Annotated in this window: 10 protein-coding genes; 5 read left to right on the top strand and 5 right to left on the bottom strand. The window is 43.2% G+C overall.

The genetic code is table 11. The features are described from left to right. Positions 1 to 159: 159 nt before the first annotated feature. Together ACHLI0_RS07265 and ACHLI0_RS07260 are read right to left on the bottom strand one after the other, a co-directional pair. The gene (locus ACHLI0_RS07265; RefSeq protein ID WP_070750039.1) at positions 160 to 3,009 is read right to left on the bottom strand and encodes a TonB-dependent receptor; all 2,850 of its coding nucleotides are present in this window, start codon (positions 3,007 to 3,009) and stop codon (positions 160 to 162) included. 39 nt (positions 3,010 to 3,048) lie between these two features. After that, positions 3,049 to 4,395 (bottom strand): DUF4925 domain-containing protein, encoded by a 1,347-nt coding sequence (locus tag ACHLI0_RS07260; RefSeq protein WP_490748769.1) that lies wholly within the window; start codon positions 4,393 to 4,395, stop codon positions 3,049 to 3,051. 250 nt (positions 4,396 to 4,645) lie between these two features. Between ACHLI0_RS07260 and ACHLI0_RS07255 the strand changes: the two genes are divergently transcribed. From ACHLI0_RS07255 to ACHLI0_RS07245, 3 genes are all read left to right on the top strand, one after another. After that, a complete protein-coding gene (locus ACHLI0_RS07255; protein WP_490749558.1) occupies positions 4,646 to 5,497 on the top strand; it encodes a helix-turn-helix domain-containing protein in 852 nt (283 codons plus the stop codon). A gap of 152 nt (positions 5,498 to 5,649) precedes the next feature. Continuing rightward, positions 5,650 to 6,855, top strand: coding sequence for a sensor histidine kinase (locus ACHLI0_RS07250; protein ID WP_055221448.1), 1,206 nt, complete (start codon positions 5,650 to 5,652; stop codon positions 6,853 to 6,855). After that, a complete protein-coding gene (locus ACHLI0_RS07245; RefSeq protein ID WP_008767753.1) occupies positions 6,855 to 7,583 on the top strand; it encodes a LytR/AlgR family response regulator transcription factor in 729 nt (242 codons plus the stop codon). Before ACHLI0_RS07250 ends, ACHLI0_RS07245 begins: the two co-directional genes overlap by 1 nt. A gap of 102 nt (positions 7,584 to 7,685) precedes the next feature. Here ACHLI0_RS07245 and ACHLI0_RS07240 read toward each other — a convergent pair whose 3' ends face one another. The 3 genes from ACHLI0_RS07240 to ACHLI0_RS07230 all read right to left on the bottom strand — a co-directional run bounded on the left by ACHLI0_RS07240 (position 7,686) and on the right by ACHLI0_RS07230 (position 10,472). Further along, positions 7,686 to 8,870, bottom strand: a complete 1,185-nt coding sequence (locus ACHLI0_RS07240) for a C1 family peptidase (protein ID WP_008767754.1) — start codon at positions 8,868 to 8,870, stop codon at positions 7,686 to 7,688. A gap of 179 nt (positions 8,871 to 9,049) precedes the next feature. Beyond that, a complete protein-coding gene (locus ACHLI0_RS07235; RefSeq protein WP_490748768.1) occupies positions 9,050 to 9,391 on the bottom strand; it encodes a DUF4907 domain-containing protein in 342 nt (113 codons plus the stop codon). Beyond that, positions 9,384 to 10,472, bottom strand: coding sequence for a Kelch repeat-containing protein (locus ACHLI0_RS07230; protein ID WP_008767757.1), 1,089 nt, complete (start codon positions 10,470 to 10,472; stop codon positions 9,384 to 9,386). Before ACHLI0_RS07230 ends, ACHLI0_RS07235 begins: the two co-directional genes overlap by 8 nt. A gap of 197 nt (positions 10,473 to 10,669) precedes the next feature. Between ACHLI0_RS07230 and btbamH2 the strand changes: the two genes are divergently transcribed. After that, positions 10,670 to 12,007, top strand: a complete 1,338-nt coding sequence (gene btbamH2, locus ACHLI0_RS07225; protein WP_221647498.1) for a protein BamH2 — start codon at positions 10,670 to 10,672, stop codon at positions 12,005 to 12,007. Next, entirely contained in the window at positions 12,004 to 13,209 is a 1,206-nt protein-coding gene (gene btbamG2, locus ACHLI0_RS07220) for a protein BamG2 (protein ID WP_490748767.1), read from the top strand. Before btbamH2 ends, btbamG2 begins: the two co-directional genes overlap by 4 nt. Positions 13,210 to 13,438 lie beyond the last annotated feature (229 nt).

Here is a 13,438-nt window from a genome sequence, read left to right as displayed (position 1 = left end):
ATTTTTCTCTTTGTGTTAATATACGTTGCTGCTTGTTCGTTTTATTGGTTCTGCTGCCAGCCATCCGGGAGCTGAGGCTTTATTCTGTGTGGGTGTATATAAAAAAATCTGTCGGGGAAGTCTCCCCGACAGATTTAACCAGTAATCTAAGTGAGTTTTTCAGAATGTGATGTCCATTTTCACTACAAAAGTACGGGGAGCGGCTACTGCCATCGGGCGGTAACTGTATTCTTTATTCAACAGGTTGTTGACCATGAATTGGAAGGCGACTTCTTTGGTCGCTTTTACCCCAAAGCGCAAGTCAACGGTGGCATAGTCTGTATTATGTTTTTTCCAGTAAGTAGCCAGTGTTTCTCCTCTCGATTTTCCGAAGAGGATCGTGCGTACATAGTCCATTAAGTCTTGCTGTTGCTTTTCGCGTTCGTCCATCATGAGGTAGTCTACTGCCAGTATCTTGCTTTTCCATGCAAAGTTGGCACCCAGATTGATGCGCTTCCATTGGAAATCGACTGTCGCTTTAAAGCTGTGCTTCGGGCGGTATTTCAGATATTTGCCTGTATTCGACTTCTCCTTCATCTGAAGGGCGTCGGTGTATAAATCTTCTATTTCATTGCGTTCCTTATAGTCAGCGTCGCGGGGCTCAGTATATACATATCCCAAATTATAGAACAGTTTCGTATTCTTGTTGAAGTCATAAACGCCGTTTGTCGAAATCTCCATACCGTAGATTTGCGCTTTTGATACGTTGTGGAACTGTGCTCCGATACCGAAACCTTTGCCGTCCGTCACCATCTGGATGGCATCGCTGATGCTGTTGATCATGCTGTAGTCTGCGTTATTGAACAGTCCGAACTGAAATTCAACCATGTCTCTGTACTCGGTATAGAATCCGGCTACGTCTACAAATCCTTGGAAGTTGCCGATCTTGTATCCTTGCTTGAATCCCAGTTCGGCATTGTAACCTTTCTCCGGTTTGATGTCGAGGTTCGGATAGATACCCACTCCTCCGATGTCCTTGCGGAGATATTTCTCGTTGATGGACGGGTTGCGGTAACCTTGTCCGGCGCTGGCACGGATAAAGCTGTAATCGGCTAACTGATAGTTCAGTCCGGCACGGAACACGGGGCGGAACGGAACTTTGGCTCCGAATATTTTCGTTTCTGCTTCACGGTGATGGTTGTTCACACGATAATATTCGGCTCGTACCCCTGCCGATACGCTCAGGCGGTCCCAGAAGCGCTGGTCGTACTGGAAGAAGGCGGCTACATTATCGCTTTTGTACACCTGATCCATGATGGAAGAATTGTAGCGGACGTGCTCGTAAGTCATTCCGGTAGTGATCTGTGCGCCGCCGTCCCATTTCTTGTTGAACTGGTAGTCAAGATAATAGTTATAGTTCTTGTCCGTTTTCGTCTGAACGTTGTTTCGGGTCGGATTCATTACGTTGGACAGCCAGGGGATCAGATCACTGGGGACTTGTCCGTTTTGTATGCCGTTCATCAGGTCACTTGGCAGTCCGTTGTCCATCACCCACGAGATGAGGTCACAATAATCGGCGGTGGTGGCGTTGGGGAAGATGTTGCCCAAGGAAGTGAATACCCCGTTCATGGCATCTTCCAGATTATTGTTGATCAGACCGGAGCCGATGCCGACCAATGCCGGGTAGAGCGAACTGTAATCGCCGCCTGCTATATTCTGTATAGTCTGGGCATTCGTTCCCATATTTCCAAGGATATCGGTGATGGAGTTTCCCTGACTGGGTTTGACTATGTTGTCGGCACTATGATAGAAACGTCCTTTGATCTTGTGTGACGTTCCGTTTTCCGGATTCACGTAGTTGATGAACGGGTCGATGTGGAAGTTGTTTTCTTCGCGTCCCATGTTGGTGAAAGGAGAAGGTTTGTAAACTTCTGTTGGTGATCTCCAGATGAAGAAATCTCCGTACTGATTGGAAAGAAAATCAACATTCAGACCATAGTTCAATATCTTCATACCCATGTCCGGTTGATGATAAGTCAGGTTGCCGCCCATGCGGAAACGTTTGTTATATCCTTGTTGACGGTATCCTTCATCGGTAAAGAGGTTAATGCTTCCGCTGACGTCAAAGTTGCCGATACGGCGGGAGTGGGAGAGATCGAAGCCTTCATAAATAGGGTTTCGTATGCCGCTGAGAAGGTTTCCGCGCAGGATGGGTTTGACGGAATACTTGTCGTCTTTCCAGAAACTCTTGTCGCTCCATTGGTATTCATCATTTTCGGCATCGCCATATATACCGATATAGGCGCTGAAGCGGGTTTTCGGTGTCAATCCCGGACGGGCGGTACGGATATTGATAATACCGTTGAGAGCAGACGAACCGTACAAAACGGATGAGGCTCCCTTGATTACTTCTATCTGTTCGATGTTTTCTAGAGGTACGGTGTTCCAGTTGATTTCTCCGGTTTTTGGATTTAGGGTGCTCATTCCGTCTACCAGAATCTGGCTGCGGGCACCTACTCCGTAGGTCCATCCGCTGCCGCCACGCATGGAAGGCTGTTTGTCCACAATGTCCACGCCGGGCAGCGTGCGGAGAGTAGAAGTGATATCTGTCGGTGCCTGACGGGCGATATCGCCTGCTTTCACCAAGTCCATGGATACGGTGACATTACTGAGCTTTTGCTCAAAGCGTCCGGCGCTTACCACTACCTCTTCCAGCAGCTTGGTACTTTCTTTCATGTACACGTCTTTAGTGATCACTTCACGTTTGCCGATAACAATGGGCATCAGAACGTCTTCGTAACCGATATAGCTGAACACAAGGTCGACGCCTCCCTCCGGAAGTTTGATTTCATACGCTCCGTTTATATCGGACACGGTTCCCTGATTGCCGTGCAACTTATACGTTACCGCTGCGCCAACCAAAGGTTCATTGGTATTGGCGTCATATATATGCCCTTTCAACGTCTGGGCAAAACTAGTCCCGAATCCGGCAAGGCAGATGAATAATGTCAGAATATATAGTTTCTTCATTGTTTCTGTAATTTATGTTTTTTCTTCTGGTGGAAAGTCTCATTCGTTTTTGTCTGTCAGGTCGAGTCCCAAGTCCAGTTGGGTGATGATAGACCAGTTGTCATACAGTGGACCTAAATAGGAATTGTACAACATCGGACCGAAGTTAGGAATACCTTCCATCACTGGCTGAAGATGGGGGATGAAGGCTATGAGAGGACTCAGCGCTTCCCTGTTCAGATAGATATGCGTATGTCCGTTCTCCTTTTCTATCTGCATGGGGATACCTTCCTTTATCCACGAGAAGAACATCTGAAAACTTTGGTGATCCATATTGGCGATCATAGATAATAAAGAGTTGTCCAATGATTCGCTCACAACTCCCAGTAGAGTCTTCAGTAAGAAAGGATTGGATTTCAGGATAGCATCTGCAATGCCTGCTATCAGATGAGCATCGACCGTCTGTCCCTGCCCTTGCATGGCCAGGCTGATAATGCCCGGAAGGTTCAGTTTGACATAGAGAAGGTCATTTTTCAGATACCAGAAAGCCAGTCCCCGGGGAGAATCTGCATAATTGCGTCCCTGGGTTGCGGCAGTAATATCGTCGGCAGACAATGTATTGAACATTAACTTCATCATAATGAAATTAATGACTTGTTGCTGGGATGCGGGATTATTCATGTCGATTTCGCTGAACTTCTGTTCCCCCAATTGCAGTTCGTCCGATGTATATTCGGCCGTAATGTTTCCGTCGGATTCCAGAGTGACACTTTTGAGTAATTGCGGCAGGAGATATCCTCCCATACCTTTTATGATAACGGATACGGTTGCGTACAAACTTCCCGCCTCCTTTACCATCTCTAAATCCATGTCGGTATAAAGGGCTGCTGTCAGTATCTGATTGTCCGACTCTCCCCATTCATATTCGCCGGTCGTCTGATTGCGTATGACATCTTTTCCTCTGCCGCGTGTCAGTTCGCTCATCTGATAAGTTTTCATCCATTGATTTTGCGGCATCGTTACATTCAAGTCCAGTTTCATCGTCTTCGGAGTGATGGAGCCGGCGTATTTCACGGTTGCTCCTGCGCCCGAAACTGTTTCTCCGCTGAACGTATAGTTGTCTTCCTGCTCTGATAAGTTTATCCGGAATGATGTCTCTTTTTCTCCCGGAATGATATCGTTTAATGTCAATGTTCCTTTTTTACTGTCTTCCGTCTGAAAGCTGACGGTTTTTCCGATTAACTTTTCTCCGCTGTAGGTCAGGTCCAGAGTGGATGGTTTGATATACGAGCCATATTCCTGACTGAGTTCGCCTGGCCAGAACAGCTTGTCATTGTAGGTTTCTTCGCAAGATGTAAGGAAGAATGTTGTACAAGCTACATAAAATAGTTTTCGTAATGTTTTCATTCTCTTTTTTGTTTTTATTTCAACGTATTTATTAAAACATTGCAAATGTCGGTTAATATTGTTTCTACATCAAGCTCTATTCTTGGTATTCGATGTTCTATTTTAACTATTTTATATGCATGTGCATTTGAATAGATAACTGTAATGTTCTCTTTTAAATAATAGATGTTCTGTTTTTCATATTTTAATAAAGAACTTGGAGGAAATTCGAATGGAAAAAGATATCTTTGTGGAACTAAATTTCTTAATTATGATCATAGATGATGCTCTTCCCAAGTTTGACCTTCCGGTCGATTTTGTTACAGATGACAGCATAACCGGCGATATTCTGAATCAATACGGTCGTTTTCCCTGCCATATAAAGGCGGGAGTCTTTGTTCTTTGTACGCGGGGAACTGTACGTGCCACTATCAACCTGTCCGAGTATACCATTACCCATAATGACTTTGTGACTGTCCTCCCCGGATCATTCATACAGATTCACGAAGTATCTTCGGATACCCGTGTTTGCTTTGCGGGCTTTTCTTCGGAATTTATCTCCCGTGTGAGTTATGTAGAGACCTATCTGGATTTTCTCCCTATGATTTTGGACAATCCTATTATGGCATTACAGGAAGAGGTAGCGCAATTATACCGAAACGCTTTCAGCCTGCTTATCCGTGCCTATTCTTTACCGAACACACTGGATAACAAAGAAATATTAATGTCTATTTTTACTATATTCTTTCAGGGGGTGGGTGAGTTGTATAAACGCTGTAAGCCGACTACTAACGAACCTATCAAGCGGGAACATGAACTTTATCGCCAGTTTATCCAGTTGCTGATGACTCATTATACGCAGGAGCACGAAGTCTCTTTTTATGCGAAGAAGTGCGGAGTAACTCCGGCTCATTTTTCCGGTGCTATCCGTAAGGCCAGTGGACATAGCCCTTTGGCGATTATCACGGGAATTATTATCATGAATGCCAAGGCACAATTGAAGTCAACCCGATTGCCGGTGAAGGAAATTGCTTTTTCATTAGGATTTTATAATCTTTCCTTTTTTAATAAATATTTCCGTAAACATGTGGAAATGACTCCACAGGAATATCGGGAATGCTAATGGATGACGGTGGTTAGACCGATGATGGGTGGGGATGCTCCGGAGGATGGTAAAACAGCAGTTTACCGTTGAAATAAGTCCTTTGGTCGATTATTTTTGTGGAGAAGAAGTAACGGTTCTATCTTTGTATCAGTAATTTGGAACAATGAAGCATGGAAAGACTGCGTAAACAACAATTGCTGGAGCAGAGCATTTATGGGGCTATCTGGACTGTTATTTTTCTTCTCCCACTGATAGGCGGATACTTTGCCGTCAGTGGTGGACTCGAAAAAGAAGAAATCCGTGTAATTGTTCATGATTCGTGGTTGAGCATCCTTCCTTTTTTCGTCTTGTTTCTGTTGAATAATTATGGATTAGTTCCGTATTTCCTGTTTAAGAAAAAGTACTGGTATTATATTATTTCTTTGGTTTTTCTAATCTCTACTGCTTGTTGGGTTATTCCTGATCCTTCTATGGAGCGTTTTCCAAAGGAATTCAGATATGGCGATCTTCGCAAGGGTAAAGGAAAAATCCAGAGAGACCTGATTATTAAGATGAGAGAGAAAGCTCGGCAGGAAGAGTCTGTTCATTGGGAAGCGCCTCAGGCAAACGATCCGGTTTTGGAAAAACCGCAACGACCGGGCGGCTTCCCTAAACCGACTCCTTATCCCATTCCTCCCTTCACCATCCGTTACCTTATTCATTGTGTAATTGCCTTTTTGATGGTAGGATTTAATATTGCCGTCAAACTGTTTTTTAAATCCTTTCGTGATGAGGAAATGCTGAAAGAACTGGAGCATCAGCGTTTACAGTCTGAATTGCAATATCTGAAGTATCAGATAAATCCGCATTTCTTTATGAATACACTGAATAATATCCATGCACTAGTGGATATTGATACGGGAAAGGCTAAGAGTACGATTGTAGAACTTTCTAAACTCATGCGCTATGTGCTTTATGAGGCCAGTAATAAAACCATTCTGCTTTCGCGCGAGGTTCAGTTTCTGGAGAATTATGTTACTTTGATGAGTTTGCGCTATCCTGAGAAAGTTTCTATTGAAAAGAATTTCCCTCTCGAAGTGCCCGAAGTTCAAATTCCTCCTTTACTTTTTATTTCTTTTGTGGAGAATGCCTTTAAACATGGAGTGAGCTACAGGAAAGAGTCATTTGTTCATGTTGTGATGCAACTGGAAGAAGGAAACCGTCTTGCTTTCAGATGTACTAATAGCACGGGGACTTCGTCTGACGAGCAACATCACGGCATCGGCCTGGAGAATATACGCAAACGGTTGCGGTTGTTGTTTGGTAATGATTACACCCTCTCCATTACTGAGGAATATGATAAATTTGATGTCTTACTTATTATACCTTTATTATAATGAAATGTATAGCGATTGATGACGAGCCTTTGGCATTGAAACAATTAACGGATTATATATCCCGTGTTCCTTTTCTATCTTTAGTCAAATCCTGTCAGGATGCTTTTGAGGCGATGAAGGTGTTGGCAGACGAAGATATAGACCTGATATTTGTGGATATCAATATGCCCGATTTGAATGGACTGGATTTTATTCGCTCTTTAATCAGCCGTCCGATGGTGATCTTTACTACTGCTTATTCTGAATATGCGGTAGACGGTTTCAAACTGGATGCTGTCGATTATTTATTGAAGCCGTTTGAATTTCAGGATTTGCTGAAAGCAGCGGATAAGGCACGAAAACAGTACGAATACCGAATGTTGGAACAGCAGGGAGAACTGGGAAATAGTTCGCAGATCAAAGGAGATTCCTTGTTTGTAAAGAGTGACTACAAAGTGGTGCGCATTGATGTGAAAAACATCCGATATATTGAAGGGATGAGCGAATACGTGCGTATCTTTATAGAAGGAGAAGATAAACCGGTCATAACCCTTGCCAGTCTTCAAAAAATGGAGGAACGGCTTCCAACGTATTTTATGCGGGTACATCGTTCTTACATTGTCAATCTGCGTAGGATAACCGAAGTTTCCCGGCTTCGTATCATCTTTGATAAAAATACATATATTCCTGTTGGTGATAATTATAAGGAGAGATTTGCGGAGCATATCAGCAAGCTGAGTTTCTCTTAAGTATTTGGCTGTTTACAGTATACAAGAGAACATCATTAAACATAAAAGCTCCGGAAGTCATCTTAACTTCCGGAGCTTTTATGTTTAAATAAGAGTGAATCTTTATTTGATACCTAGTTTCTTTGCAATTTCTTTAGGCAGTGCATCTTTGTGTACCAGGATATTCATTGTTTTGTAAGCAACGAATGCTTTGGATGCATACCAGATACCTTTGTACTTACCACTTGTACCCCAAGAGTTCTTTACCATGAAGTATTCTTTTCCGTTCTGGTCTTTGGCGATACCGTAGATTACCATTCCGTGGTCATCTGTAGTTTCCCAGTTGTCGAAAGCAGTCTGGCGCATTTCCTGAGTGATTTCCATTTCCGGAAGCGGTTTGGAAGTCAGTTCTTTGCGTTTATCGGCAGCAGTCAGACCTGTCCAGCGAGCCATATCCGAGCCGGTAAGTTCTGCACCTTTGGCAGCATCCGGCATTACGGCAACACCGTCACGGGTGAAACCTTGTTCGCTGACGTCACTACCCCATGCGAATGTATATCCTTGCTTTACAGCGTTGTCCATTACAGCCATGAACTCGTCAAGCGGAAGATTGTAGGACAGACCATTACGCCAGTTGTCCTGAATCTCGATAGCGAATTGAGAATAGAAAGGATGGTGTGTATATGAAGTCAGTGATACATAATCTTCAGCTTTCAGTCCGAGTGATTCAGCGAAAGTCTTCGGAGTATATTCCTTGCCTTTGTAAGTGAAGTTCTCCGGGCACGCTCCCAAATAAGTATCGTAGATGGCGCTAAGGCCTTTCTTCCATACCGGAGTCAGTTTAGTGAGTTTACCTTTGGCGATTGCATTGATGTATCCTTCTGCAACAGCGTCCAGTTCATTGTGTACCGGCAGTGTATCACCATACATGATACCCGGCATTGCTTCTTGCGGAACCAGTCCATAATTCTTCATACAATAGATGATGTCATAGAAACTTCCGCCGGGAGAGAAAGAACTGTCGCCATGATAGCGTACATAGTTTGTTCCGCGGTCTTCCATTGTTTTGTGTACAACGAACATTTCCGAAAGGTCGTATTCGCCTTTACCCAAACGTAGTAGTTCTGATTCCAGGAATCCCAAAGCAGAGAAACTCCAGCAAGTGCTCGAACGATTCTGGTTCTTGATAGAAGTAATCGGATTTTCTTTCACTGTTGTGAAAACGAAGCCCTCTTCGGGTTTTGCGTCTTGTGCCATTGCGCTCAGGCTGAACAGTCCTAAGGCAGCGATAAGGATACTCTTTTTCATTCTGATGAAATTAATATTAAATTGTTTTGGTTACAAAGATATGGATTCCTTGGGGGAATTCCATATTCTTGCATAGATTTTGCATAAAAAAAGAGTAGAAAATGCTGTATCCCACCTTCTTTACTATACAAAAAGAGGAAAAGGCAATCGTATGTGATCACCTTTTCCTCTTTCTACATTTATTTTATTTTGATCCCGAGACTTTCTAAATCATCTAGAGTAACAGTATAATTCTCTCTGTTTTTCATCCGTTTCATTACTAACTGTCCGACTTGTTCGGCATCCCTTTTCTCCATGAAAGGTTTTTTACCGGAAATACTGGGTATGAAAGGCTGAAAAATCGTTATATGATTATTGTGAGATATTTGATAGCCATATCCTCCGTTTACCTCAATCACTTCCATTGAAAAAGAAGAGGCAGAAGAATCTGTTTTAGAAAAAGATGTTTTGGAAAAAGACAGACAAGCGATTACTATCAATATTCCTGCAACAGAGTATCCGAGTATCTTTCTCTTAGTCATTCTCTTCCCATTCATATGGATGTAACTCCCATGTATCGTCATAATAATAGCTGCTGCTGCCTCCGGTAGTGATAATACCTCGTCTGCCGGTAGCGAAACAAACCGCTTTGATGCGTGAACTTCCTTCGAAAGGAGTGTAGTCAAAATCATCTTCCGTTTCACTGCTGCGCCATAAGTCTTTAGCAGGATCGTATATCCAGTAATTACTTCGGAAGCTACCGGAGGCTGTTTGCCCTAAAGTGATGTATGCCTGATCGTCTATGACAAAAGCACAGCCATAGGTACGGGTGATTGATTTGTAATCGTCATCGTAATCGTCACTGCTCTGGTCTGTAATGTCCCGGAGACGTACCCATTTGTTCTCTTCACTTTTGCTGGGATCGAACTTCCAGAAGTCATCGACATCCTTACCATTATTTGTTCCTCCTACAATGTAGGCGACATTATCAATAAGAAAGGAGAGTCCGCCGGTTCTTTTCTGACCGCCGAATCCGTTGACAATAGTCCATTGGTTGCCGGAAGCGGCTGTCGGATCAAAGCGGTAAAAGTCCTTGGTCTGTTTATCATCTTTAGACTGACCGGTGCCTACATAACCGTAATTACCGATAGCGAAGGCTATGGCGTTGATCCGTGCATCTCCGGGGTAGTCATCCATCTGTTTCCAGGTGTCCGTTGCCGGTTCATATTCCCATGTATCTTTTAAATATGCATATCCTCCGGTATGTAATGGATCGTCGTCTCTGTATACGGTATATCCCGTAGTCACATATCCTTTGGAGTTGATTGCAAATCCGACAGCTCCGTTCCGGGCCGCCGCCTCTTCGGGAAGGTCGGCACATTGCGTCCACCAGTCGTTGTCAATATTATATTCCCAACAGTCTCTTTCCCGTTGGTCTTTTCCCCGATATCCACCGCACAAATATCCCCGGTTATCTATCACAAATCCGGCTGCGTCCTCTCTTGCCCTTCCGTCGAAATCAGAACGGCGATACCACACACCTAATGTGTCGTCATCATCATCTGAACATGAGAACATGGATAGCATAGCTATTGACACTAATAACAGTTGTAGTTTTTTCATTATTTCCATTCGTTTTATTACGTTTTAAACTTGGGGCAAATGTAGCTATCAATGCGGTTGAAGAAAAAAGATATCGACAAATAGCCCTATTTTCTCTATCGAACAAAACCGAGTCTATAAATAGCGGGAAATAGTCGATTAATTTTGGGGATGCTTTCCTAAAGGGGTTCCTTTGCAACTCAAAAATAATATTCATTATGAGACTATTAATTACACTTTTTTATTCATTACTCTTATTTTGTACAATATTCTCCTGTAGGGATGAATCTTCTTCCATTGGAAGTAAATGGGTAGAGAGTTCTTTTATAAATGTAGTGACAGATACGTGTATGGTGACTCTGAGCACATTATTAGCAGACTCGCTGGCAACTTCGGGAGATACGATCTGCCAGATCGGGCGATTTAAGGATGATCTTTACGGAGAAATAAAAACTTCGTTTTATGCAGAATATCAAGTACCTTCTCACTCACTTAATGAGACTACTGACTATCAGTTTGACTCTATCACGTTCAAATGGTATACTTCCGGGGATTATCTGGGGGATACACTGGTCTATCATCGTATTGACTTATATAGTTTATCGCAAGGACTCTCTCTGGAAGATAACGGTTACCTGTTTAATAAGACCAACGTTAGCTATAATCAGAATAATCATCTTGGTTCTGTTTCTATACGTCCTACACCCGGCTATCGGAACGAGTTGCATGAAACGCGCCTGCCTGACGAATGGGGAAAGAAGTGGTTTAATTTAATGCTGGAAGATGACGAATGTATGGAATCTCAAGATCGTTTCCGGGCTTTCTTCAAAGGAATAGCTTTTATTCCCGATGAAAACGGGACGTGCATTAACGGCTTTCAGGTGAACGATTCAAGTTTTTGTATTACCCTTTATTATCATGAACTGAAAGAGAAGCCAACGGAACAGACCTTAGTGTTCAATGCCAGCACTTCACTGAACTACACCAAGGTGGAACATGACCGTACTAATACTCCTTTGGAGAATCTCAAGGCAGGAACAGATTATGAACTGCCTTCTTCCGAGAGCGAACATCAGGTGTATCTGCAAGGGCTGACCGGTATGTATATCAATATCGAATTTCCCTATCTGAATAATCTGAATCAGACCGGAAGGCTTGTTTCCATTGAAAGTGCAGTACTCAAGCTATATCCTATCAAGGGTACGTATAACGGAAAGTATCCATTGCCGAAATCGTTGTCTCTCTATACGGCAGACCAGAATAACGCCACTCAGAGTGTCATTACTGACATCTCGGGAAATACCGTACAAACGGGAAGCCTGGTGGAAGATAATGTCTATTATGAAGATACTCACTATTCGTTTGATATCACCTCGTTTATTCAGAATAATCTGGGGACAGCGGGGGAGAGCCGTGAGAAACTGCAAATATTCCTCTCTGACAATGCTTTTTATAATACCGTTCAGGGAGTGGTGCTGGGAGATAGCAAACACCCTGTGAATGACCATGATAATAATGTATCACTCACTATTTATTATAAGACATATACGAAATGAAAAGAAGAGTTTTATCTATCCTTATACTAGGTGCGAACTTATTGAATGTAGCTGCCCAAAATATGACGAGTTCTCCGGTTTCCATGTTCGGACTCGGTGAATTGTCCACCGGAGAAGGCGGAATTTATTCCGGTTTGGGTGGAGTCGGCATTGCATTGCGTGGAGAAAATGTGATTAATAGTGCCAATCCGGCTTCTTTAACGGGATTATTGCCGCAGTATTTCTTTTTCGATTTGGGTGTCAGCGGGTCTTATCTGAAATATTCACAGTCAGGAGCGAGCAATCATTCTCTGAATGGTAATCTTAATAATTTGGCTGTTGGATTCCGTATAGCTCCCCGTTGGTATGGAGCTATTTTTATGGCTCCTGTCAGTAGTGTAGGGTATGCCATATCGCTCGATCAGGATGTGGCGGGTACGGACGGAAGTACGGTGACTTCACTTTTCCAAGGTGAGGGAGGGTTATCCAAAATGGGTATCAGCGTTGCGCACGAACTGTGGAAAGGGCTTTCACTGGGTGCAAACTTTTCTTATGTGGGAGGAAGTATTTCACAAACAGAAACTCAAGGGAGTGCAACAGAAAGTAATAGTTCGCATAAACATACGATTTATGCCGATTTCGGATTGCAGTATACCTATAAGCTGGATCATTACCGTTCGGCGGTAGCAGGAGTTGTATATGGATATTCTCAAGACTTGATGCAGGATAATGATCATGTGGTGAGCAGTAGCAGTTCCAGCGGAAGCATTGAAGAAAAAGGAAAAAAGTATCGTACTTGTTTGCCGCAGTTTATCGGATTCGGAGCGTCTTACACTACGTTGCGCTGGATGGCTTCCATCGACTATAAGTTTGTTGACTGGAGCCGGCTGGAGTCTTCGCATTCCAGTATAAGTTTTCGTAATCAACATCGTTTGATGTTGGGAGGCAGCTATACATTGGGGAACCCTTATAGTAAACCGGTACGTTTATTGCTTGGAGCAGGTATGGGAAATTCATATATTTCAGTGCATGATAAGACGACAACGAATTATTATCTGAGTACCGGACTTAATTTTGAGTTTCGTAGCTGCAGTACGCTTTCTTTAGGAGTGAAATATACAGATCAACTGAAGGTGACTTCGGGGAGATTTAAAGAGCAGAAACTTTCTTTTTTTCTGAATCTGACTTTCTCGGAAAAGACTTATAAGGCAAAATTGAAGTAACGGGCGGGGTACTTTCTTTATCTGGCGGATAGGGGGAGCATTCATAATATAGAAGAAGGTGTGTCAAAAGTAACTAAATTCCCCTCCTTCAGGAAGGAGGGGTGGCTGAAAGCCGGGGTGGTAGGTGTACTTCACAGTGAATATCAATAGCTTATATATTCACCTACCACCTCCCCCTACGGGTACTCCTCCTTCCCGAAGGAGGAGAGTTTAGTTACTTTTGACACAC

It is taken from the genome of Bacteroides sp. RCH18, from assembly GCF_058231005.1.
Note: the sequence above shows the minus strand (reverse complement) of the source record. Positions and strands in the feature narration are given on the sequence as shown.

Bases quoted from the DNA above. Each gene is read 5' to 3' on its own strand.
- ACHLI0_RS07265 (WP_070750039.1), bottom strand. From the start codon at position 3,009: ATGAAGAAACTATATATTCTGACATTATTCATCTGCCTTGCCGGATTC.
- ACHLI0_RS07240 (WP_008767754.1), bottom strand. From the start codon at position 8,870: ATGAAAAAGAGTATCCTTATCGCTGCCTTAGGACTGTTCAGCCTGAGC.
- ACHLI0_RS07260 (WP_490748769.1), bottom strand. From the start codon at position 4,395: ATGAAAACATTACGAAAACTATTTTATGTAGCTTGTACAACATTCTTC.
- ACHLI0_RS07250 (WP_055221448.1), top strand. From the start codon at position 5,650: ATGGAAAGACTGCGTAAACAACAATTGCTGGAGCAGAGCATTTATGGG.
- ACHLI0_RS07230 (WP_008767757.1), bottom strand. From the start codon at position 10,472: ATGAAAAAACTACAACTGTTATTAGTGTCAATAGCTATGCTATCCATG.
- ACHLI0_RS07235 (WP_490748768.1), bottom strand. From the start codon at position 9,391: ATGACTAAGAGAAAGATACTCGGATACTCTGTTGCAGGAATATTGATA.
- btbamG2 (WP_490748767.1), top strand. From the start codon at position 12,004: ATGAAAAGAAGAGTTTTATCTATCCTTATACTAGGTGCGAACTTATTG.
- ACHLI0_RS07255 (WP_490749558.1), top strand. From the start codon at position 4,646: ATGATCATAGATGATGCTCTTCCCAAGTTTGACCTTCCGGTCGATTTT.
- btbamH2 (WP_221647498.1), top strand. From the start codon at position 10,670: ATGAGACTATTAATTACACTTTTTTATTCATTACTCTTATTTTGTACA.
- ACHLI0_RS07245 (WP_008767753.1), top strand. From the start codon at position 6,855: ATGAAATGTATAGCGATTGATGACGAGCCTTTGGCATTGAAACAATTA.